General features: G+C 59.9%; 21 protein-coding genes. 8 read left to right on the top strand and 13 right to left on the bottom strand.

All coding sequences use genetic code 11. The annotated features are described in order from the left end of the window. Window positions 1–128: 128 nt before the first annotated feature. The 7 genes from ACIQWP_RS19885 to ACIQWP_RS19855 all read right to left on the bottom strand — a co-directional run bounded on the left by ACIQWP_RS19885 (window position 129) and on the right by ACIQWP_RS19855 (window position 7326). Entirely contained in the window at window positions 129–890 is a 762-nt protein-coding gene (locus ACIQWP_RS19885; protein ID WP_402790885.1) for an amino acid ABC transporter ATP-binding protein, read from the bottom strand. Then, window positions 887–1567 carry an amino acid ABC transporter permease gene (locus ACIQWP_RS19880; RefSeq protein ID WP_402790882.1) on the bottom strand — a complete coding sequence of 227 codons (681 nt, stop codon included), beginning with the start codon at window positions 1565–1567 and terminating at the stop codon, window positions 887–889. Before ACIQWP_RS19880 ends, ACIQWP_RS19885 begins: the two co-directional genes overlap by 4 nt. A gap of 86 nt (window positions 1568–1653) precedes the next feature. Beyond that, the gene (locus tag ACIQWP_RS19875) at window positions 1654–2427 is read right to left on the bottom strand and encodes an amino acid ABC transporter substrate-binding protein (RefSeq protein ID WP_402790879.1); all 774 of its coding nucleotides are present in this window, start codon (window positions 2425–2427) and stop codon (window positions 1654–1656) included. A 375-nt stretch (window positions 2428–2802) separates the two neighbouring features. After that, complete coding sequence (locus ACIQWP_RS19870) at window positions 2803–3801, bottom strand: ABC transporter substrate-binding protein (RefSeq protein WP_402791041.1); 999 nt, start codon at window positions 3799–3801, stop codon at window positions 2803–2805. Between the two features lie 78 nt (window positions 3802–3879). After that, the gene (gene dddP, locus ACIQWP_RS19865) at window positions 3880–5217 is read right to left on the bottom strand and encodes a dimethylsulfonioproprionate lyase DddP (RefSeq protein WP_402790876.1); all 1338 of its coding nucleotides are present in this window, start codon (window positions 5215–5217) and stop codon (window positions 3880–3882) included. A gap of 188 nt (window positions 5218–5405) precedes the next feature. Further along, window positions 5406–6407, bottom strand: a complete 1002-nt coding sequence (locus ACIQWP_RS19860; protein ID WP_402790874.1) for a LysR substrate-binding domain-containing protein — start codon at window positions 6405–6407, stop codon at window positions 5406–5408. A gap of 46 nt (window positions 6408–6453) precedes the next feature. Further along, window positions 6454–7326 (bottom strand): DMT family transporter, encoded by an 873-nt coding sequence (locus ACIQWP_RS19855; RefSeq protein ID WP_402790871.1) that lies wholly within the window; start codon window positions 7324–7326, stop codon window positions 6454–6456. A gap of 362 nt (window positions 7327–7688) precedes the next feature. On the opposite strand from ACIQWP_RS19855, the gene ACIQWP_RS19850 reads away from it, so the two are divergent. After that, on the top strand, window positions 7689–8888 hold the full coding sequence (locus ACIQWP_RS19850) for an MFS transporter (protein ID WP_402790868.1): 1200 nt from the start codon (window positions 7689–7691) through the stop codon (window positions 8886–8888). 116 nt (window positions 8889–9004) lie between these two features. After that, window positions 9005–10258, top strand: coding sequence for a flavodoxin-dependent (E)-4-hydroxy-3-methylbut-2-enyl-diphosphate synthase (gene ispG / locus ACIQWP_RS19845; protein WP_402790865.1), 1254 nt, complete (start codon window positions 9005–9007; stop codon window positions 10256–10258). 14 nt (window positions 10259–10272) lie between these two features. On the opposite strand, the gene ACIQWP_RS19840 is transcribed toward ispG, so the two are convergent. Continuing rightward, complete coding sequence (locus ACIQWP_RS19840; RefSeq protein ID WP_402790862.1) at window positions 10273–10914, bottom strand: LysE family translocator; 642 nt, start codon at window positions 10912–10914, stop codon at window positions 10273–10275. 281 nt (window positions 10915–11195) lie between these two features. Next, window positions 11196–12110, bottom strand: coding sequence for a polyprenyl synthetase family protein (locus ACIQWP_RS19835; protein WP_402790859.1), 915 nt, complete (start codon window positions 12108–12110; stop codon window positions 11196–11198). A 178-nt stretch (window positions 12111–12288) separates the two neighbouring features. Here ACIQWP_RS19835 and mtgA point away from each other — a divergent pair, with 178 nt between their 5' ends. From mtgA to rpmF, 4 genes are all read left to right on the top strand, one after another. Beyond that, window positions 12289–13035 (top strand): monofunctional biosynthetic peptidoglycan transglycosylase, encoded by a 747-nt coding sequence (gene mtgA, locus ACIQWP_RS19830; protein WP_402790856.1) that lies wholly within the window; start codon window positions 12289–12291, stop codon window positions 13033–13035. A 93-nt stretch (window positions 13036–13128) separates the two neighbouring features. After that, a complete protein-coding gene (locus tag ACIQWP_RS19825; RefSeq protein WP_402790854.1) occupies window positions 13129–13851 on the top strand; it encodes a DUF1868 domain-containing protein in 723 nt (240 codons plus the stop codon). An 18-nt stretch (window positions 13852–13869) separates the two neighbouring features. After that, window positions 13870–14517: a glutathione S-transferase family protein gene (locus ACIQWP_RS19820; RefSeq protein ID WP_402790851.1), complete on the top strand. Its 648-nt coding sequence runs from the start codon at window positions 13870–13872 to the stop codon at window positions 14515–14517. Window positions 14518–14696: 179 nt separating this feature from the next. After that, window positions 14697–14882, top strand: a complete 186-nt coding sequence (rpmF, locus tag ACIQWP_RS19815; RefSeq protein ID WP_006724402.1) for a 50S ribosomal protein L32 — start codon at window positions 14697–14699, stop codon at window positions 14880–14882. A 367-nt stretch (window positions 14883–15249) separates the two neighbouring features. On the opposite strand, the gene phaR is transcribed toward rpmF, so the two are convergent. After that, window positions 15250–15822, bottom strand: coding sequence for a polyhydroxyalkanoate synthesis repressor PhaR (gene phaR / locus ACIQWP_RS19810; RefSeq protein ID WP_402790830.1), 573 nt, complete (start codon window positions 15820–15822; stop codon window positions 15250–15252). 249 nt (window positions 15823–16071) lie between these two features. On the opposite strand from phaR, the gene ACIQWP_RS19805 reads away from it, so the two are divergent. Both ACIQWP_RS19805 and phbB read left to right on the top strand, forming a co-directional pair. Then, entirely contained in the window at window positions 16072–17253 is a 1182-nt protein-coding gene (locus ACIQWP_RS19805) for an acetyl-CoA C-acetyltransferase (RefSeq protein ID WP_402790827.1), read from the top strand. A 212-nt stretch (window positions 17254–17465) separates the two neighbouring features. After that, complete coding sequence (gene phbB, locus ACIQWP_RS19800) at window positions 17466–18191, top strand: acetoacetyl-CoA reductase (protein ID WP_402790824.1); 726 nt, start codon at window positions 17466–17468, stop codon at window positions 18189–18191. A gap of 145 nt (window positions 18192–18336) precedes the next feature. Here phbB and ACIQWP_RS19795 read toward each other — a convergent pair whose 3' ends face one another. The 3 genes from ACIQWP_RS19795 to ACIQWP_RS19785 all read right to left on the bottom strand — a co-directional run bounded on the left by ACIQWP_RS19795 (window position 18337) and on the right by ACIQWP_RS19785 (window position 19116). Beyond that, window positions 18337–18510, bottom strand: a complete 174-nt coding sequence (locus ACIQWP_RS19795) for a hypothetical protein (protein WP_402790821.1) — start codon at window positions 18508–18510, stop codon at window positions 18337–18339. 150 nt (window positions 18511–18660) lie between these two features. Beyond that, a complete protein-coding gene (locus ACIQWP_RS19790) occupies window positions 18661–18915 on the bottom strand; it encodes a YMGG-like glycine zipper-containing protein (protein WP_402790818.1) in 255 nt (84 codons plus the stop codon). Between the two features lie 45 nt (window positions 18916–18960). After that, window positions 18961–19116, bottom strand: a complete 156-nt coding sequence (locus tag ACIQWP_RS19785; RefSeq protein WP_168812441.1) for a DUF3309 family protein — start codon at window positions 19114–19116, stop codon at window positions 18961–18963. Between the last annotated feature and the right edge of the window lie 1104 nt (window positions 19117–20220).

Genomic DNA, 20220 nt, shown 5'->3' with positions numbered 1-20220 from the left:
TGGTTACACCATCCTGCCCATGCGCCTTCCTACCACTACGATGACCAATGCCATGTTCATGGCACTAAAGCTAAGGGGAAAGCCGCGCGGCGTCAATGCGCCTCTTCACGCGCGAGGGGTGTTGTCGCTCATATGTCGTAGCTATGGCCGGCGTTCAGCGTCGAGATGAACTGCTTGGTCCGCTCCTGCGCCGGCGCGCCGAAGATGCTGCGGGAGGAGCCGGTCTCGACGATGTTGCCCGCCTCCAGGAAGACCACATTGTTGGCGATCTTCGAGGCGAGACGCAGGTCGTGCGTCGCCATCACCATGGTCGTGCCCTCATTGGCAAGCTTGCCGAGGACATCGACAACTTCGGCCGCCAATTCCGGATCGAGCGCCGAGGTCGGCTCGTCGCAGAGGAGCACGCGCGGCGAGGGGGCAAGTGCGCGGGCAATCGCCACGCGCTGCTGCTGGCCGCCCGAGAGCGTCGAGGGCCAGGCATCCATTTTGTGCGCCATGCCGACCTTGGTCAAAAGCTCGACGGCGCGCGCGCGTGCCTTGTCGGCCGGCCAGCGCAGCACGGTCGTAAGCCCTTCCATGACGTTGCCGATGGCGGTCTGATGCGGAAAGAGCTGGAAATTCTGGAAGACCATGCCGGTCTGGCGGCGGATTTTCTGGATCTCCTGCCAGGCGCGCTTCTTGCCCGGCTGGAAGGTGGCCGTTTCGTCGCCGATGCGGATGGTGCCCGCAGTCGGGATTTCAAGCAGGTTGATGCAGCGCAGAAGCGTGCTCTTGCCGCCGCCCGAGGGGCCGACAAGCGCCGTCACCGTGCCTTCCGGGAAGACGAGGCTGATATCCTTGAGGATGACATTGTCGCCGAAGCGTTTTTCGATATGCTGGAGCTCGATCATGCCTGTGCCTCCAGCGTGCCGCCGGAACGGGCGAAACGGCGTTCGAGGTAGCCCTGCAGCGTCGAGAGGAAGGTGCTGAGGACGAGATAGATGATGGCGGCCTCGATATAGAGGATCAACGGCTCATAGGTGGTCGCGACGATGCGCTGCGCGGCCTGGAACAGCTCCGGCACGGTGATGGCGGCGGCAAGCGACGTATCCTTGACCAGCGAAATGAAGGTGTTCGACAGCGGCGGCACGGCAACACGGGCCGCCTGCGGAAGGATGGTGCGGCTCATCGCCTGGCGCCAGTTCATGCCGATGGAATAGGCGGCTTCCCACTGGCCCTTGGGCACGGAGGAGATGACGGCGCGGATGATCTCGGACGTATAGGCGCCGACGCTCAGCGTAAAACCGATGACGGCGGCCGGAAAGGCGTCGAGCAGGATGCCGAGGCTCGGCAGGCCGTAGAAGATAACGAAGAGCTGCACCAGAAGCGGCGTGCCGCGGATCACCCAGACATAGAAGCGCGCAACGGCCACCAGCGGCCGCGGGCCGAACAGCCTGACGACGGCGGTGATAAGGCCGAGCAGCAGGCCGAGAACGAAGGTGATGAGGGTGAGGGGGATGGTGAAGACGAGCCCTGCCCAAAGCAGCGAGCCCAGTGAATCCCACATCAGTTGCAACCAGTGCTCCAAGGAGAAGCGCCTTTCGATAATAGAATGCGTCCGGAGATGACCCCGGACGCATCTTTTTCACAGTTTTATGTCGCTGCCTATTCCCCTTACTTCGAAACGTCCTGTCCGAAGTACTTGGCGGAGATCTTGGCATAGGTGCCGTCTGCCTTGATATCGGCCAGCGCCTTGTTGATGGCGGCCTGCAGTTCCGGCTCGCCCTTGCGGATGATGGCGCCGGAGTAATCGGCATTGGCCTGCTGGGCGACGATCTTCACAGGCGCATCTGGCTTGTGCTTCTTGAAGTCGAGGAAGGAGAGGCTGTCGTTGATGGTCGCATCGGCGCGGCCGGTCAGCACGAGCTGGATCGACTGGTCGAAGCCGTCGGTGCCGACGAGCTCGGCGCCAGACTGCGTAGCGAGCTTGCCGAAGTTGCTGGTCAGCGACTGCGCTGCCTTCTTGCCCTTGAGATCGGGGAAATCCTTGATGTCGGTGTTGCTGTCCTTGACGATCAGCACGGCCTTGGAGGCGATGTAGGGATCGGAGAAGTCATATTTCTGCTTGCGGGCATCGGTGATGCCGACTTCGTTGATGACGGTGTCGTAGCGGTTGGCGTCGAGACCGGCGATCAGGCCGTCCCACTTGCCTTCGAGGAACTGCGCCTTGATGCCGAGCTTGGCGGCGATGGCCTCGGCGATCTCGATATCGAAGCCGGTGAGCTTGCCGCTCTCGTCATGGTAGGTGAAGGGCGCATAGGTGCCTTCCGTGCCGACCTTCAGCACGCCGGCGGCCTGGATCGCCTTGAGGTTGTCGCCGGCATGGGCAGGCAGGAGAAACGCGGCCTGCACGAGGGCGGCGGCGGCAACAGTCTTCAACCAGTTCATCGTTTTCTTCCGTTTCTGGAGCGGTTTCATTCAATGTCGCATACATCGCAGAAAAATTGCATCGCGGAAGCGTAGAAAACTGCGAGATAAATGGGCAATTGCGAATATTTTTCTCAAGAGGGGGAGGGGTGGTGGTTTCCCCGCGGGAGTAGAAGAGGGTCTTGCTCATTGTGTCTAGCTGTGCCTCTGAGCCGCTGACGCATCAGTCTGCGACCGCACTAGTCTCTTTGGTGGTTGTTGCGAGGCGGGATTAGCTTAACCAGCATAGCAAAAAAGTCGGCCGCCTTAGGTGACCGACTTCAGTTTGTGTTCAAATTGGCATTTCGGTCATTCGGCACCGGCTGCGAATTTCACGCCGCTCGGCATCCGGAGACATCAAAGCGAGGCCTTGATCTTTGAGGCTACCTCGGGGGAGACCCATTTGGTCCACATGTCTCCGTAGTTCTGCAGGAAGTATTTCGCGCCGTCCTCGTTGGTTCCCTGGTTGGCGTCCATCCAGGCAAGCACCTTGCCGACGGTATGATTGTCCCACCTGCGCGCCTTCAGATAGTCTAGCGCGACGCCGGCCCTGTCCGCGAACTGCTTGGTGACCGTGGTGATCACTTCCGATACCGGATAGGAGTTGACCTTGGGTTGCGGGCAGTCGGCGACGGCGGTGCATCGGTCCCATTCGGCCTTGTCGTTCGGCACGCCGAAGTCGAGCTTCACCATGTCGTATTTTCCAAGGACCATGGTCGGCGCCCAGTAGTATCCCAGCCAGCCGGTCTTCTTTTCGAACGCATTGGCGATCGAGCCTTCCATTCCGGCGGCGGACCCGGTTTCGACCAGATCGAAGCCCTTTTCCTTCGCGCCGAGCGCCCTGTAGAGATTGCTGGTGACGATTTCACAATTCCACCCCGAAGGGCAGTTCATGATGCCGCCGTGCGAAGGGTTCTCGGGGGCGGGAAACAGTTCGGGATGCTTCAGCGCCTCCTGGACGGTGGTTATCTCTGGATGGGCGTCGGCGATGAACTTGGGAATCCACCAGCCTTCGACGCCGCCGTCGCTCAGGATCGGGGCGAGTTCAATGAGGCGGCCTTCCTTGACCGCTGCGTCCAGCGGAGCACGAACCGCATTGATCCAAAGTTCCGGAGCCACATCCGGCTCGGCCTTCTCGTTCATCGATGTGAAGGTAGGCATCGTATCGCCGGTGACAAGCGACACGTGGCAGCCGTAGCCGTTTTCCAGGATGATCTTGTCCACGTGGGCGGCAACGCCTGCCGATCCCCAGTTCATTTCGGCAATGGAGACATCGCCACATTCCGCGGCCTGGGCGGATCCGGCAAGCGCCCAGACGCCCATGGCAAACATGGCGGTAACGACCAGATTTTTCATCATTAAAGACCTCCTGTCTTTGGGTTGCTGCTTCAATTTCGGTTTGGAAAATGGCTTGCTGGCGATCCGCGACGCGCGTCAGAACAGGAGACGGGAATCGAAGGGATAGCGCGTCAGGTCCTCGTAGCCGGTTTCAGTGATCAGGACCTGATCCTCGAGCTTGATGGAGAAATCGCCATTCTCCGGGCTCACCAGCGCCTCGACGCAAATCGTCATTCCCGGTTCAAGCGCGATATCGAAAGCGCCTTCGACCCAGGCATCCGGGTAGGGCACGAACGGCCATTCATCGCACAGCCCAACGCCATGCATCTTGCAGGAGTATTTCTGCTTCCAATACTGCTGCGCAAGCTGGTGGCCGCCATGCGTGAGTTCCTTGATGGTGACGCCCGGCTTCAGCATCCTCATATTCTCGCGAATATGATCCACCGCATGGTTCATGGCTGAAATCATGCTATTTTTCGGCCGGGCGTCTCCGACCCACCAGGTGCGCGAGATGTCAACGCACATGCCATAACAGCCGACCAGATCGGTATCGAAGGCGACAATCTCGTTGTTGTTGACGATCCGCGGTCCGCACTCCTGAAACCATGGATTTGTCCGCGGGCCCGAGGTCAGCAATCTCGTTTCGATCCACTCACCGCCGCGCCGGATGTTGCCCTTGTGCAGCTCGGCCCAGATGTCGTCCTCGCTCACCGTTCCAAGCGGCACATTTTCGCGCGTGAAGGCTTCCATCTCGGCCAAGGCATTCTCGCAGGCGAGATGCGCGCAGCGGATGGCGAGGATTTCGTCCGGGCCCTTGATGGCGCGGGCGCGCTCCGTGACGACTTCGCCCTCCAGCACTTCAAAGGCAAGGCGTTCCAGGGAGCGAAGGCCGTGCACCATGATCTTGTCGACCGCGATCCGGCGATTGGTTCCGGCATGGGCGCGCATCACTTCATCGACCTGCGCCGCAAAACTGCCTGCATCCGCCTCTGTCGCGTCGCCGCAGACGTTGTAGAAAAACGAGGCGCCGTGCCTCAATTCCTTGACCAGCGGATTATAGGTCACGAGGAACGGCGCCTGCTTGTATTCCCACATGACCATGTGCCCGTCCGCACACAGAAGACAGGCGCGGAAGGGGTTGTGGCTGTTCCAGAGCTGCATGTTCGTCGTGTCGGTGGCATAGCGGATGTTGAGCGGATCGAACATCAGCAGGCCGCCGATGTCGCGCGACACAAGTCCGTCCACCAGGCGTCGCCAGCGGAACTCACGCATGGCCTGGAGATTGGGCATCGTCAGGCCAGCTGCTTCCCATTCGCGAAAGGCAAGCCGCGTGGGGCCGATCTCGATGCGGTCATTGTCGTTCGGCGTGCCATCGGCGAGCCGGTCTCCCCGCGAAGGGTCGATCTTGCGTCTGTTTCGGAAGTAATCGTCCACGGCATGCATCCCCTGGCTGTTCTGCGCCGCCGGAAAAATACGCCGAGCGACGTGCCTCATTTCCAGGTGATGATTGCGGAAGGTCAGAGGTTGGACAAACGATGATTTGTCGGTTTATGCATGAGTATTACGCATGCATGAGTGAGCATCGGCAGGCTCATCCTCCAGGGCCGTCTGCTGAAAAGCACCTAGCGGGGCAAGAGGCCGGCACGGCTTGAAATGTCGCGATGGTGCTCCGGAAGCTGTACGTCGCGCAGCGACCTGCATGTTTGCACCATGAAATCAAGGAACGCGGCCTGGATTTCCGATTTATGGGCGTCTTCCCTGGTCTTTATGAAGTAGCCGCGGTCGTAGCTGACGGTGATGGGAAACGGTGCGATCAACAGGCCGCTCTCGATATCGCCGCGGATGTAGGCCGGATCGCCGATGCCGATCCCGGCCCCCTGCTTGGCCGCGTTGAGAACCATATCGGCTGTTTCAAAGACGAGACCGCGCTCGTACGGCACATGCGGGTAGCCCGCCTTGGCGAGCCAGTTCTTCCAGTCGCCATAGCGATCGGACCATTGCTGGACATGCAGCAATGTAGCGTTGCGAATCAACTCTTCCGGATTCTGTTCCGCTAGCGTCACGGCATAGGATGGCGAACAGACAGGGACAAGGGTTTCCCGGAAAAGCAACTGGGCGCCGCGTCGTCGTTGTTTGGCGTAGGTGAATTCGATTGCAACATCAACCTGACCGCTATCCAACGCCACGCCTTCGCTATCGACCCGCAACCTGATTTCCGTTTTCGGATGCAGCTTTTGAAACTCGATGATGCACATGGTTCCCCAGCGGACGGAAAAGGTCGGCGGCATGGCAACCGTGATGATCGACCGTTCGGTATAAGCGGAGGCTTCGCGGACTCCTTTCTCCATCTCTAGGAATGCCGTTCTCAGATGAGGAAGCAGAATCTGGCCCTGGGCCGTCAATTCCAGGCGACGGGTGAATCTGCGAAACAGCTGAAACCCAAGCTGGTCCTCCAGCAACTGAACCTGACGGCTGACCGCACTCTGCGTCACATGCAGTTCGGCTGCGGCTTTTGTGAAGCTGAGCCTCTCGCCCGCGGCGACGAAACATCGCGCTGCATTCAACGATGGAAGTCGCCAGGTCATACCAAATCTCGCTAAACCGTCCGCATTCCCTTTAATCATTCATAGGATGCCAAGGGTACGTTTGTCTAACGACCAAGATATGGTTTCAAGCCGCCGCAGCCCGCCGCTTCATCCGCTCGCTGATAATGATGATGAACCCGGCGCTGAGGATCAAAATGGCGCCTATAAATGTATTGGCGCCGGGGATGTCGCCCCAGATCAGGTAGCCGAGCAGGAAGGCCCAGACCAGCGAGGTATATTCGAACGGCGCCAGCACCGAGACGGGTGCCTGCCGCATGCCTTCGAACAGCGCCAGCTGGCCGGCGCCGGCGATGATGCCGGTCAAGCCAAGCAGGACGATCTGGAAGAGCGTCGGCGTGTGCCAGTGGGCGATTGCCATGCCGGCGGTCAGGATGATGAACATGATGTTGGAGACGGCCATCTGGATATGGCTCTTCTCGTGCAGCGCCGTCTTGCGCAAAAGCACCATGCCGGTTGCCCAGAGAACGGCGGCCTGCAGCGCCAGGTAGACCGGCCAGGAGATCGACAGTCCCACCGGATTGGAGGCGATCAGCACGCCGCAGAAGCCGACGCCGACAGCCATCCAGCGGGCGAAGGTGACTTTTTCGCGCAGCACGATGGTCGCGAGAATGGTGCCGACGATCGGTGCGGCATAATAAAGCGTCGTCACCTCTGCGAGCTGCAGATAGGAGGCGGCCGAATAATAGGAAATCCAGGCGATCAGGATGATGACGCTGCGCACGATCATCGGCTTGATGATCGGCGAACGCGCTACCTTATGGACCAGCGAGGGGCCTTCGAAGACGAAGCAGCCGGCAAGGATGGTGCAGCTTCGGATGAACAGGACCTGCCAGACGGGGATGGAGGCAACGAGTAGCTTCACCGCCGAATCATGGGCAGTGAACAGCATGTAGGCAAACACCGTAAGCAGGATGCCATAGCTGATGGGGTTTTTCACGGGATGCACCAGAGGATGCCCGAAGCGGGCCGACCGAAGAATCTTTCAGGCCTCAACCGATAGGAGCCTACTTTTTCGCCGTCAATAGGACATTTTGCCGATGTCATGCACATATGAATGATTTATTCGAGGTTGTGGCGTCTTTGCCTCCGTTCTGCAGCGCCGTGTGTCCTATATGACGCGCAAAGGTCGCTGTAGCACTTTAAAGCTGCTGCATAATTTCATCCTTAAATCGATCCCGATTTTAAGGATGAAATTATGCAGTAACAGAGCGAGACGAAATGTGACTGGTGCGGCTGCTTTCGATCGTTGTGATTTCAATCGATTTAAATAGACTGCGGCGCTGATTTGGGGGGAATTTCATGGACGATAGGGCTGGATTCGAGGGTCTTGAGGCGCGTAGGAGCGGATTCTTCACAAAACCGCGCGCGGCCGTTTCGTTGATGTTCCTGCTGAACGGCTTCATGGTCGGCTGCTGGGCGCCGAAAATTCCGGAGTTCGCCGAGCGCCTGCAATTGTCGAAATTCGAGCTGGGCCTGATGATCCTCGTCTTCGGCGTCGGTTCGCTTGTGATGATGCCGCTTGCCGGCGCACAGATCGCGGTTCGCGGCTCGCACATCGTCGTCAAAATTCTCGCCGTGCTGCTGTTGCCGATGATTCTGGCGCTCACTCTGGCGCCGAATGTCTGGACGGCTGCGGTTGCCCTCTTCCTCTTCGGCGGCTTCGTCGGCACCATGGACGTGGCGATGAATGCCAATGCGGTCTCGGTCGAAAAATCCATGCGACGGGCGATCATGTCCTCCTGTCATGCCTTCTGGAGCCTGGGTGGCCTGCTGGGCTCGGCGATCGGCGGCCTGTTGATCGCCCGCTGGGGCGTTCTCGGCCATGCCGAGGCATCGACCGCGATCGCCGTTGTTTTTCTGGTGGTTGCCTGGCCGATGGTCCTCAGCGACCAGCCGCATCACGATGAGGCCAGGCCGAAGGCGAAGCTGCCGATGATCCCGCTGCCCTGGCTGCTCGGCGTAGTCGCGCTGTTCTGCATGGTGCCGGAGGGTGCGGTGCTCGACTGGAGCGCGCTCTATCTCAGCCAGGAAAAGGGCGCGTCGGTGGCGCTCTCGGGCTTCGGCTTTGCCGCATTCTCGGCCACCATGGCGACGATGCGCTTCGCCGGCGATTTCGTCCGCGATTGGCTCGGCGCCATCAGGACGCTGCGTGTCTGCACCGTCTTTGCCATTGTCGGCATGTTGACCGCGGCGCTGGCTCCGAATGCGGAGATCGCCATCCTCGGCTTTGCGCTCTGTGGCATCGGCATTTCCAACATGGTGCCGATCGCCTTTTCCGCCGCCGGCAACATTCCGGGCCTGCAGCCGGGCATCGGCATCTCCGTCGTCACGACGCTCGGCTATTCCGGCATGCTGGTCGCGCCGTCGGCCATCGGTTTCGCGGCTGAGCATGTCGGCTTCTCGCCTGTCTTGATGGCGCTGCCCGTGCTGCTGCTCGTCGTGCTGGCGTTCTCGTCGCTGGCGCGCTACGCTGACGGCATCGGCGATACCAAGCATTAATTTCGTCATTTTTGGTCGGTATCGGCTTGATCAAAAGAGATGCCGGGAGCGGTTGACAACGACCGTTTCGTGATCCACCTGAAAGATACCGTTTCAAAGGCCTGCGAGAGTTTTCCATGTCGTCCGCCAGTGATTTCGACCCCAAACCGCGCCGCTCCTCCGTTGCCGTCGATGTCGGCGGCGTGATCGTCGGCGGTGGCGCGCCCGTGGTTGTGCAATCCATGACCAATACCGATACGGCCGATATCGATTCGACCGTCGCCCAGGTGGCTGCCCTCTTCAAAGCCGGCTCCGAACTCGTGCGCATCACCGTCGACCGTGACGAAAGTGCCGCCGCCGTGCCAAAAATCCGCGAGCGGCTGCTGCGTCTCGGCATGGACGTGCCGCTGATCGGCGATTTCCACTATATCGGCCACAAGCTTTTGGCCGATCATCCGGCCTGTGCCGAGGCGCTGGCGAAATACCGCATCAATCCCGGCAATGTCGGCTTCAAGGACAAAAAGGACAAGCAGTTCGCCGAGATCATCGAGATGGCGATCCGCTACGACAAGCCGGTGCGCATCGGCGTCAACTGGGGTTCGCTCGATCAGGACCTGTTGACCGCGCTGATGGACAAGAACGCCGCCGAGGGCTCGCCGCTGTCGGCCCGGCAGGTGACGCGCGAGACCATCGTGCAGTCGGCGCTGATCTCGGCTGATCTCGCCGAGGAAATCGGCCTGCCGCGAAACCGCATCATCCTGTCGGCCAAGGTCAGCCAGGTTCAGGATCTGATCGCCGTCTATTCCATGCTGTCGGAGCGTTCCGACCATGCGCTGCATCTGGGCCTGACCGAGGCCGGCATGGGCTCCAAGGGCATCGTCGCCTCGTCCGCCGCTATGGGCTATGTACTGCAGCACGGCATCGGCGACACGGTCCGCGTTTCCTTGACGCCCGAGCCGAACGGTGACCGCACCCGCGAAGTGCAGGTGGCGCAGGAGCTGCTGCAGGTCATGGGCTTCCGCCAGTTCATCCCCGTCGTTGCGGCTTGTCCCGGCTGCGGCCGCACGACGTCGACAGTGTTCCAGGAACTGGCGCAGAATATCCAGAACGACATCCGCAAGAACATGCCGGTCTGGCGCGAGAAGTATCCGGGTGTGGAAGCGCTGAACGTCGCCGTCATGGGCTGCATCGTCAACGGCCCGGGCGAAAGCAAGCATGCCGATATCGGCATTTCGCTCCCCGGCACTGGCGAGAGCCCGGCTGCCCCCGTCTTCATCGACGGCCAGAAGGCGATGACCTTGCGTGGTCCGAACATCGCTTCGGACTTCGAAGCGCTTGTTGCCGACTATATCGAGAAGCGCTTCGGCCAGAAGACCATCGCGGCGGAGTAACCGCCTCCGTCACGCTACATATTGCTTGTCAGCAGCTTGATGCCGGCGAAGCAATAGAAGCCGGCCATGGCGCCTTCGATCCAGCGGCGCGCGTTGCGATAGATTCGCAGCGCATGCGGTGTCGAAAACAGCACCGCATAACCCATGAACGCCAGGAAACCGGTCGCGCAGCAGACGGTGACGATCAGCGCCGCCACGGAGGCGGGCGCGCCCTGCGGCATGCCGAGCGCGATGATGGCCAGCCAGGCGAAGATCGCCTTCGGATTGGTGACGTGGATGCCGTAGCCGCGCAGAACCAGTGACTTGAAGGTCGGAGCCTTTGTTTCGGTAGCGGCGGTCAGGACGTCGCCACTTGCCCGCACAGCCCGAAAAGCCTTGTAGGCGAGATAAAGCAGATAGAGCCCGCCGAAAATCTTCAGAACCTCCAGTGCCATCGCATAGGTCTGCAACAGCGTGGCGAGGCCGGCCGCCGCGGCAATCGCCCAGGTCAGCGATCCCCCGAAGATGCCGAGCGAGAGGGTCATGCCGGCCTTGCGGCCATGGGTCATCGATGTGCCGATGATCGCCATGATAGCGGGGCCGGGGCTAACGACGGCGATGATATAGGCGATATAGGCCGGCAGGATCTGCGGCAGGTAGGCAAGCGTTTCATGCATGGAGGACATTCCCGGGGGCATTGGCCGGCGCGAACAATTCTGCGTCTTCGGGCCGATCTCGTATCGGCAACCTGTCATAAAATACGGCGGAAATCACCCGCCGAAGCAATGGATTCTTGTGATGGTGACATTCCCCAGCTGAATGGGTGGCTGTAGCAGCTGAACGGATGTTGCAGGCACGGCGCCATCCCGCCGGGCAGTTTTTTCCGCATCCAGGAGCTTGTGCTCGGCGGAAGATAAATTACCCGCCGCCAGGCAGGTCGGCGATGCCGCAGCCGGGATCAGCTCTTGCGGTTCGCGACGAAGCGAGCGGTTTCCATGAGGATATCCGCCTTGTCCCCGTAGTCGGACAGCAGGTCGGCGGCTTGGCTCACCAGCTTTGAAAGCGTCGCCTCGGCCCATTCCTGGCCGTGCAGCCCAACGAGCGTCCCCTTGCCGCGCGCGGCATCCTTGCCGGTTGCCTTGCCCATGGTGGCGGCGTCGGCCGTCAGGTCGAGCAGATCGTCGGCAAGCTGGAAGGCGAGGCCGATCTTTTCGCCGAAGGTCCGCAGGCGCTTGCGGTCCTCGACCGAGGCGCCCGAAATGATCGCGCCGGCCTCGCAGGCGAAGCGGATCAGTGCGCCCGTTTTCATCGCTTGCAGCGTGGTGATGCCGTTTTCATCCGGCGTCTCTTTCTCTGCGGCAAGATCGAGGGCCTGGCCGCCGGCCATGCCGCCGATGCCGGCCGCGCGCGACAGCGACAGCACAAGCGCCATTTTCCGGTCGGCGGGCAGCTCCGTTTCCGGGGCAGCGATGATGTCGAAGGCATAGGTCAGCAGGCTGTCGCCCGCCAGGATCGCCGTTGCGTAATCGAAGGCGATATGCACCGTCGGCTGGCCGCGGCGCAGATCGTCGTCGTCCATGGCCGGCAGGTCGTCATGGACAAGCGAATAGCAATGCACGCATTCGAGCGCGGCGCCAATCCTGAGAGCCGCCTCCGCATTGCCGCCGAGAAGGGCCGAGGATTCCATGACGAGGAAGGGACGCAGCCGCTTGCCGCCGTTCAGAACGCCATGCCGCATCGCGCTCAGCAGCCGGTCGGGACGGACGATCTCGTCGTCGAGGCTGGCGTTGCCGAGAAGCCGGGTCAGCAGAGCTTCGACCTTGCCGGCATTGTCCCTGAGGCGCTGTTCGAATGAAGAATGGGTGCTGTCCATGGCCGCTGTTTGGCATGAGAGGCGGTTGCTGGCAACGACAATTGTCGACAGCCGGCTGGGGATTCGCACCGCACTCTGGTCATCACCCCATGTAGACGATATGACGAGTGCAACATCAGTGCGTTTCCCGGCTGCATCCAGAGGCGTCCGGGATGGAGCCAACGTGGACCTTCGGCAATTGGACATATCGACTGATCAGGAGGAGGAAGCCGACGTGCCGCAACGGTCCTCCCTGTTTGCGCGCTTCGGGGCCAGGCCGCTTTGGCAACGCATCGTCCTCATCGTGATCGGCGTCCTGCTGCTGCCCTATTTCTTCATCGTCGTCTATCTGCTGCCGTTCATCCACCCCGTTTCCACCCTGATGATCGGCGATGCCGTCACTCTTCAGGGATATGACCGTCGCTGGGTCCCGCTGGATAAAATCGCGCCGGTGCTGGTGAAATCCGTCATGGTCTCGGAGGACGGGCAGTTCTGTTTTCACGGCGGTGTCGATTGGGGCGAGATGCTGGTTCTCGTCGAGGAGACGCTGGGCGGCAAATCCACCCGTGGCGGCAGCACGATCCCGATGCAGACGGTGAAGAACCTGTTTTTATGGAACAGCCGTTCCTTCGTGCGCAAGACGCTGGAGCTGCCGCTGGCGGTTTCCGCCTCGGCTGTCTGGTCGAAACGCCGGATGATGGAAATCTATCTCAATGTCGCCGAATGGGGGCCGGGCATCTACGGCATCGAGGCGGCGGCGCGCTATCACTTCAAGGTGCCTGCCTCCAAGCTCACAGCCCGTCAGGCGGCGCTTCTTGCGGTCTCGCTTCCGAACCCGATCGATCGGGTGGCGAGCAAGCCGGGGCGGGGGCTTAGCCAGCTCGCCTCGCTGATCCAGCGGCGTGCCAGGAATGCCGACGCATACATCAAATGCCTTTATGATTGAGATCAGAACTTGTCGTTCGATCGGCTTGTTGTCATCTGGCATTCTTGGCCATGACGTAAGGGCGGGTGATCTGCCAATGATGATCGGATACCCATGGATTTCGACGCCTTCTCGCCCGAATTGCTCCAATACTCCAAAAGCCTGCATCCGGCGCCGCCACGCCATCTCGGCACGCGCTATGATCGCTCAGGTATCTTCCAGCCCGAGCCCGGCAACACGGTCGTCTGTCATCTGTCGGAAGGCTCACCGACACAGCGCGCGATCGTCGCGGCGCGACAGAGATATCTCGACATGCCGGAGGCCGGGCAATTCGCCTTCACACCGATCTCCAGCCTGCACATGACCCTGTTCCAGGGGATCATCGAATATCGCCGCGCCCAGCCCTATTGGCCCGCGGACGTCGCGCTCGACACGCCGATCGATCAGATGACGGAGATCATGGGCGAACGGCTGAAGGCCTTTTCCGGACGCGATCCATTCGAGGTGACCGTGATCAAGGCGCGACCCAGCGGTCTGGTGGTTGCCGGCGCCACCGAAAAGGATCGTAAGATTATGCGCGATTGGCGCAATGCCCTTGCGGATTTCCTGGGCTATCGCCATCCCGATCACGAGACTTATGTTTTTCACATCACGTTCACCTATGTCATCGAGCGACTGGCCGACGAGGCTCTTCCGCGCTGGCAGGCGATGCTGGACGAGGTGGCGGCCACGCTTCGCACGGAGGTGCCTGTTCTCGAGCTGCGGCCGCCGGCCTTCTGCTCGTTCGCGGACATGAACCATTTCGAGGAGCTCCTCGTCTTCCAATTGCGGGACTAACAAAGGAAACATGCGATCATGGACAAGCTTACCCTCTATATCGGCAACAAGAACTATTCCTCCTGGTCGCTCCGGCCGTGGATCGCGCTGGAGGGTTGCGGCATTCCTTTCGAAGAGGTGCTGATCCCCTTCGATTTTCCCGGCGGTAATCCGCGCATCCGCGAGGTGTCGCCGACGGGCAAGGTGCCGATGCTGGTCCACGGCGGCCTCAAGGTCTGGGAATCGCTTGCCATCATCGAATATGTGGCGGAGCTCTTCCCGGAGGCTGGACTGCTGCCCAAGGATCGACAGGCGCGCGCACTGGCGCGCTCCTACAGCATGGAGATGCTTTCGGGCTTCCGAGCGCTTCGCAATGCCTGCCCGATGAACATGCGCCGCCCGGTGAGCCCCCTCGATCTGCCCGAGGGGGTGATGGAGGATGTCGCCCGTATCGAAACGATCTGGCGCGAAGCGCGAGCCTTCTCCGGCGGCCCCTTCCTGTTCGGCGTGTTTTCTGGCGCGGATGCCATGTTTGCGCCCGTCGTCAGCCGTCTGGAAAAATACGACATAGCGGTTGCGGCCGACACACGGGACTATATGGCCGCGATGAAGGCGCTGCCCGCCTGGAAGAAATGGGAAGAGGCGGCATTGAAGGAAACATGGATCGTGCCGGAGGACGAAGCCTGACTGGCGAGTCGGCGCCGAATATTCGGGAATCCGCCGAGGCGGGCAAAAAATGCTGGAAGGGACTGGTCAAAGCCCGGTAAGCCATGTATAAGCCGGCCCAATTTCCGAAATTGATGCATATCTGTTTCGGCCGCCTTGCTGGCCGGGGATATGTTTCGTCCGTACATGGAGTAACGAGAATGGCTGTACCGAAGAGAAAAACGAGCCCGTCCAAGCGCGGTATGCGCCGCTCTGCTGACGCCCTGAAGGCTTCGACCTACGTCGAAGACAAGAACTCTGGCGAACTGCGTCGCCCGCACCACATCGACCTGAAGACCGGCATGTATCGCGGCCGTCAGGTTCTGACGCCGAAGGAAAGCGCATAATTTCAGCGCTGCCTTGATGGCATGAATGAAAAGGCTGGCGGTTCGCCGGCCTTTTTCTGTTTTGATCGGGTGTGTGCTTGAGGCAGGCTATACGGGCGGAAGGAACGCCGTCTCTTGGTATGGCGCGGCTCTGATACCCCCCTCTGTCCCTTTCGGGACATCTCCCCCACAAGGGGGAGATTGTTGGGAATATGCCACCCCATCCTGGAATGAACTGATAGGCTAGCTTCACCAGGTGCGCCAATGATTTAAGGCGAGAGGGTTCTGCAAGCTACCGATCTCCCCCCTGTGGGGGAGATGTCACGTTAGTGACAGAGGGGGGAAACTCTCCACGAACGCACGGGTGATTTTTCAGGCCCGTCTTATCTCACAAACTATCCAGCTTGCTCTGCATGGCGCGGAGCTGTTCCTTTAGCTCGTCGATGTCTTTCGCTTCGGCCTTTCGGCTTTCCTTGGCGGGCGGCTGCATGAAGGGTGAGAACATCTGCATGGCCTGCTGGAACATTTCGGTGTTGCGGCGGACCTGTTCTTCGACCATCTGCATGGGCAATTGCAGGTTCTTGCCAAGCGGCGTTTCGCCGAATGCGCGATTGATCTGCTCACGCATCTGGGTCTGCTGCTCGGTGAAGGCGCGCATCGAGTGCTCGAGAAAGCTCGGCACGACCATCTGCATCTGGTCGCCGTAATAGCCGATCAACTGCCTCAGGAAGGGAATCGGCAGCAGCGTGTTGCCGGTCTTTGATTCCTGTTCGAAAATGATCTGTGTCAGGACCGAATGCGTAATCTCTTCACCGCTCTTGGCGTCCTGGACGATGAATTCCTCGCCCTTCTTTACCATCTCCGCCAGATCGTCCAGCGTCACATAGGTGCTGGTGCCGGTATTGTACAGGCGGCGATTGGCATACTTCTTGATTACGATCTGGCCCTCATTCTTTGCCATTATCAGTCTCCTGGCCCCGTCTGATTGTATGGATTGTATGGAAATTCCTCCACCACGGAGTGTAGACGCAAAAGAAGCTTGGTGACAATCGCTTTGTGCGATGCGGCAAGCCCTTTCCTTTGATCGGATTTTTTTGAACGCGGTGACAGCTTCGTGAAATCTGCGCGGCGAAAATTCTTGCGTTTGACTCGGACGCAAAGCTTTGACAGTTTCGCCTCATATACATGTCCATTCTGTGAGGAGGCTTCCATGAGCAGTTCATCCATCGTCGTCGCCAGCGCTGCCCGCACTGCGGTCGGCTCGTTCAACGGCGCTTTTGCGACCGTTGCCGCGCATGAACTCGGCGCTGTCGCGATCAGGGGTGCGCTGGAGCGCGCCGGCGTCGACGCCAAGGAAGTCGATGAAGTGATTCTCGGCCAGGTGCTTCAGGCCGGCGAAGGCCAGAACCCGGCCCGACAGGCTGCGATGAAGGCCGGTATTCCGCAGGAAGCGACCGCCTGGGGTGTCAACCAGCTTTGCGGCTCCGGCCTGCGCGCCGTCGCGCTCGGCCTGCAGCAGATCGCGACGGGCGACGCGAAGATCATCGTCGCCGGCGGCCAGGAATCCATGTCGATGGCGCCGCATGCCGCGCATCTTCGCTCGGGCACCAAGATGGGCGACATGAAGATGATCGACACGATGATCAAGGACGGCCTGATGGATGCCTTCCACGGCTATCATATGGGCATCACGGCCGAAAATATCGCGCGTCAATGGCAGCTTTCGCGCGAGGAGCAGGATCAGTTCGCCGTTGCCTCGCAGAACAAGGCGGAAGCCGCGCAGAAGGCCGGTCGCTTCAAGGACGAGATCGTTCCCTTCACCATCCAGACGCGCAAGGGCGACGTCACGGTCGACGCCGACGAATATATTCGCCACGGCGCGACGATGGACGCCATGACGAAGCTGCGCCCGGCCTTCGACAAGGAGGGCTCTGTCACTGCCGGCAACGCGTCCGGCCTCAATGACGGTGCCGCCGCCGCCGTGCTGATGAGCGAGGCGGAAGCCTCACGCCGCGGCATCCAGCCGCTTGCCCGCATCGTTTCCTGGGCAACGGCCGGCGTCGATCCGCAGATCATGGGCACCGGGCCGATTCCGGCTTCGCGCAAGGCGCTGGAAAAGGCCGGCTGGTCCGTCAACGATCTCGATCTCGTCGAGGCCAATGAGGCCTTCGCCGCCCAGGCTTGCGCCGTCAACAAGGATCTTGGCTGGGATACGTCGATCGTCAATGTCAACGGCGGCGCGATCGCTATCGGCCACCCCATCGGTGCCTCCGGCGCCCGCGTCCTCAACACGCTGCTGTTCGAAATGAAGCGCCGGGGCGCCCGCAAGGGGCTTGCCACCTTGTGTATCGGCGGCGGCATGGGGGTCGCTATGTGCTTCGAGGCGCTCTAGAACCGGGTGATTTTAGGTCTGTTCGACCTAAAATCTGAATCCGCTCTAGAATCAAGGAAGTAGAGCATGATTTCCTCCGAAAACCGCTCACACTTTTCGGCATCATGCTCTAAGGCGTCCCGAACGGGATTTTCCGAAAGAAGTGGTGAAAGCGGAGCGGGCGACCCGGCATTCGGGCGTCCCGTGTTCGCAGCAAAAAAGGGGAGTGGCACATGAGCAGAGTGGCATTGGTAACCGGAGGGACGCGCGGCATTGGGGCGGCCATTTCAATGGCGTTGCACAATGCGGGCTATAAGGTGGCGGCGACCTATGCCGGCAACGATGAAAAAGCCCGGGCTTTCCACGATGTGACCGGCATCTCCGTCCACAAATGGGATGTGACCGACTACGAGGCGTGCGGCAAGGGCATTGCCAAGATCGAGCACGATCTCGGCCATGTCGAAGTCCTGGTCAACAATGCCGGCATCACCCGCGATGCCATGTTCCACAAGATGACGCCGCAGCAGTGGCACGAGGTCATCAACACCAACCTCACCGGCCTGTTCAACATGACGCATCATGTCTGGCAGGGCATGCGCGACCGCAGCTTCGGCCGCGTCATCAACATCTCCTCGATCAACGGTCAGAAGGGGCAGATGGGGCAGGCAAACTATTCCGCCGCCAAGGCGGGCGATCTTGGCTTCACCAAGGCGCTTGCACAGGAAGGGGCGGCGAAGAACATTACGGTCAACGCCATTTGCCCAGGCTATATCGGCACGGAAATGGTGCTGGCCGTGCCGGAAAAGGTGCTGAACGAGCGGATTATCCCGCAGATCCCCGTGGGACGCCTCGGCGAGCCTGAGGAAATCGCCCGCATCGCGGTCTTCCTTGCCAGCGACGATGCCGGTTTCATCACGGGATCGACGATCACGGCCAATGGCGGCCAATTCTTCGTCTAAAGACTATTCCGGGAAAATTGCATGGCGATTTTCCGTCCGGAATTGCGTGAAGGGAATGCGATGGAGCGGTTCAGAGCTTTCGCGAGAGGCTGAACCGCTCCATCTCGCTTATGGGATAGACGGAATCACCGGGCCAGCCCGGCAATCAGCCCCGGTTTGAATTTGCCTGCTGTCGCTGCCTGGGCTTGAATTCCAGGATGACGGCTTCCAATGCGGCCTGCTGCTTCTCCTTGCCTCGCGCCCGTGCCGCGCTTAAGAGCGCGTAGAAGGTGGTGCCGATGAGCGCGAGTGCTGCAATGCTTGCGATGATTGCGGCCATGATGCCGTTCCTTTCTCGAAACACTGCTCCCTTCCCGCGGCCGATGGCGCGGGAAGGGGATTGCCCTTGGCGGAACTATCGTCCCCTGGACTTTTTTCAAGAACGGGTTCTGACCGGCCGCTAATGACGATCGGTCAGATCATGCCGGTCTTAGCGGCAGCGAGCCTCATAGCGGCGGCCGTAACGGTCGCGATAGATGCAGTAGCCGCGGCGATCTTCAGACCGCCCGATGAGGTTGCCGACTAGGCCGCCAGCGACTGCGCCGACTGCGGCACCGCCCCAGCTGTGCGTGGCCACGCCGCCGATCAGCGCGCCGGTGCCGGCGCCGATGGCCGTGCCTTTTTCCGTTGACGTGCACGACGCCAATGCGCCGACGAGGGCGATCGCGACGATGATCTTCTTCATGGTGTTAGCTCCCTGATGTTGCGAGGTTTGAACAATGTCTGCGGATCAGATCCGCCCCATCAATAACAGAATGAGGACAATGACGAGAACAAGCCCGAGACCACCCGATGGGCCATACCCCCAACCCCGGCTGTAACCCCAGCTGGGAAATGCGCCGATCAGCAGCAGAATCAGTATGACAAGCAATACCGTACCTAGCATGATATGTCTCCTCCATGTCCATCGCTTGAGCATTCCGCCGATATCGTCGTTCGATCCGGCGTTATGCTTCGAGCGACTCCAGCTCAAATCTGTTTCCAGTGAATGGGCGGAGTTCCTCAATTCTGCTCATAGAAACTTGCGTGCCCGATAATTGTTCCGGCTAAGAAATAAAAATGCGGAGACTGAATGGTCTCGATGCCAAGAAAAACGTTAATGCGATCACGTCACGCGACGGCTTCGGGAGTGTTACGAGACTTGTCCCTATGGTTAAAATATAATTAAAATACAATGGGTTGCAGTGAACGAAACGAGAAAGGCCTGATGTCTGCGATTCGTCGGTGATTCGTTCTGTGTTTGGACTTCGGTTAACGGCGAGGTTATTTTCGGCGTGCCGGAAGTGCAAAACGGGACCGGCGGCAGATTGCGCGGTTGGCGCTTTCATAGGCCGATTGGTTAACTTGGAGCGAATCCGCTTACAGGTTCGCCGTACCTGCCGGCTCCTACGTCGAGATGCTGTCCCGGCGAAATACAACATGTAGCCGTGAACAAACACGATACCCGCTCCTATCCGCGATTCGTCGCCGATACGTTCCGGCTTTGGTCGAAGCGTTAATGTCTACAGCTTATGCGTGTATTTCTCGATTCACTATAGCGGCGCTCGCTAAAAGGTTAATCGCAATCGCAGATTCGACCCGAATCCAGGTCTCAACCATTCAGAGTCCGGTATGTCCTTGCCAAGAAAACGCTAGATGTTGTGGGGAACAAAAACGGAATCGCCTGGAACCTCCGATTCGTCGCCGATTCGTTCCGGATTTGACCTAGATGTTAATGCGAGCGGTGGATTTACGGGAAATCTCATTATTTACAGGTTGTTAACCATAAAAATATGCAGAATTTCGCTGGCTGAAGATTCTCCGCTTGACTCCTTTCCCGTGGAAAAGCTGTGCAAGCGGGATTCAGTATTTGGTGGGATTCTTTTCATCGAAATCCATATGTAGTAGTGAACAAATAAGGAACGATGCGGAGTCAGCGATTCGTCTCCGATTCGTTCTCAAGCTGTTCCGGAATCGTCGGGACTCGCTTGGGATGCAAAGCAAATGTAGC

The sequence above is a fragment of the Rhizobium sp. NPDC090279 genome (assembly GCF_044769665.1).
Lineage (GTDB): Bacteria > Pseudomonadota > Alphaproteobacteria > Rhizobiales > Rhizobiaceae > Rhizobium.
The sequence above is the reverse complement of the archived record's forward strand: the minus strand, read 5'-3'. Positions and strand labels throughout refer to the sequence as shown.

Excerpts from the sequence above, each read along its gene's own strand:
- ACIQWP_RS19785 (WP_168812441.1), bottom strand. The coding sequence starts at position 19,116 with ATGCTAGGTACGGTATTGCTTGTCATACTGATTCTGCTGCTGATCGGC.
- ACIQWP_RS19875 (WP_402790879.1), bottom strand. The coding sequence starts at position 2,427 with ATGAACTGGTTGAAGACTGTTGCCGCCGCCGCCCTCGTGCAGGCCGCG.
- rpmF (WP_006724402.1), top strand. The coding sequence starts at position 14,697 with ATGGCTGTACCGAAGAGAAAAACGAGCCCGTCCAAGCGCGGTATGCGC.
- phaR (WP_402790830.1), bottom strand. The coding sequence starts at position 15,822 with ATGGCAAAGAATGAGGGCCAGATCGTAATCAAGAAGTATGCCAATCGC.
- ACIQWP_RS19820 (WP_402790851.1), top strand. The coding sequence starts at position 13,870 with ATGGACAAGCTTACCCTCTATATCGGCAACAAGAACTATTCCTCCTGG.
- ACIQWP_RS19860 (WP_402790874.1), bottom strand. The coding sequence starts at position 6,407 with ATGATTAAAGGGAATGCGGACGGTTTAGCGAGATTTGGTATGACCTGG.
- ACIQWP_RS19870 (WP_402791041.1), bottom strand. The coding sequence starts at position 3,801 with ATGAAAAATCTGGTCGTTACCGCCATGTTTGCCATGGGCGTCTGGGCG.
- ACIQWP_RS19795 (WP_402790821.1), bottom strand. The coding sequence starts at position 18,510 with ATGGCCGCAATCATCGCAAGCATTGCAGCACTCGCGCTCATCGGCACC.
- ACIQWP_RS19840 (WP_402790862.1), bottom strand. The coding sequence starts at position 10,914 with ATGCATGAAACGCTTGCCTACCTGCCGCAGATCCTGCCGGCCTATATC.
- phbB (WP_402790824.1), top strand. The coding sequence starts at position 17,466 with ATGAGCAGAGTGGCATTGGTAACCGGAGGGACGCGCGGCATTGGGGCG.
- ispG (WP_402790865.1), top strand. The coding sequence starts at position 9,005 with ATGTCGTCCGCCAGTGATTTCGACCCCAAACCGCGCCGCTCCTCCGTT.
- ACIQWP_RS19850 (WP_402790868.1), top strand. The coding sequence starts at position 7,689 with ATGGACGATAGGGCTGGATTCGAGGGTCTTGAGGCGCGTAGGAGCGGA.
- ACIQWP_RS19825 (WP_402790854.1), top strand. The coding sequence starts at position 13,129 with ATGGATTTCGACGCCTTCTCGCCCGAATTGCTCCAATACTCCAAAAGC.
- ACIQWP_RS19835 (WP_402790859.1), bottom strand. The coding sequence starts at position 12,110 with ATGGACAGCACCCATTCTTCATTCGAACAGCGCCTCAGGGACAATGCC.
- ACIQWP_RS19885 (WP_402790885.1), bottom strand. The coding sequence starts at position 890 with ATGATCGAGCTCCAGCATATCGAAAAACGCTTCGGCGACAATGTCATC.
- ACIQWP_RS19805 (WP_402790827.1), top strand. The coding sequence starts at position 16,072 with ATGAGCAGTTCATCCATCGTCGTCGCCAGCGCTGCCCGCACTGCGGTC.
- ACIQWP_RS19790 (WP_402790818.1), bottom strand. The coding sequence starts at position 18,915 with ATGAAGAAGATCATCGTCGCGATCGCCCTCGTCGGCGCATTGGCGTCG.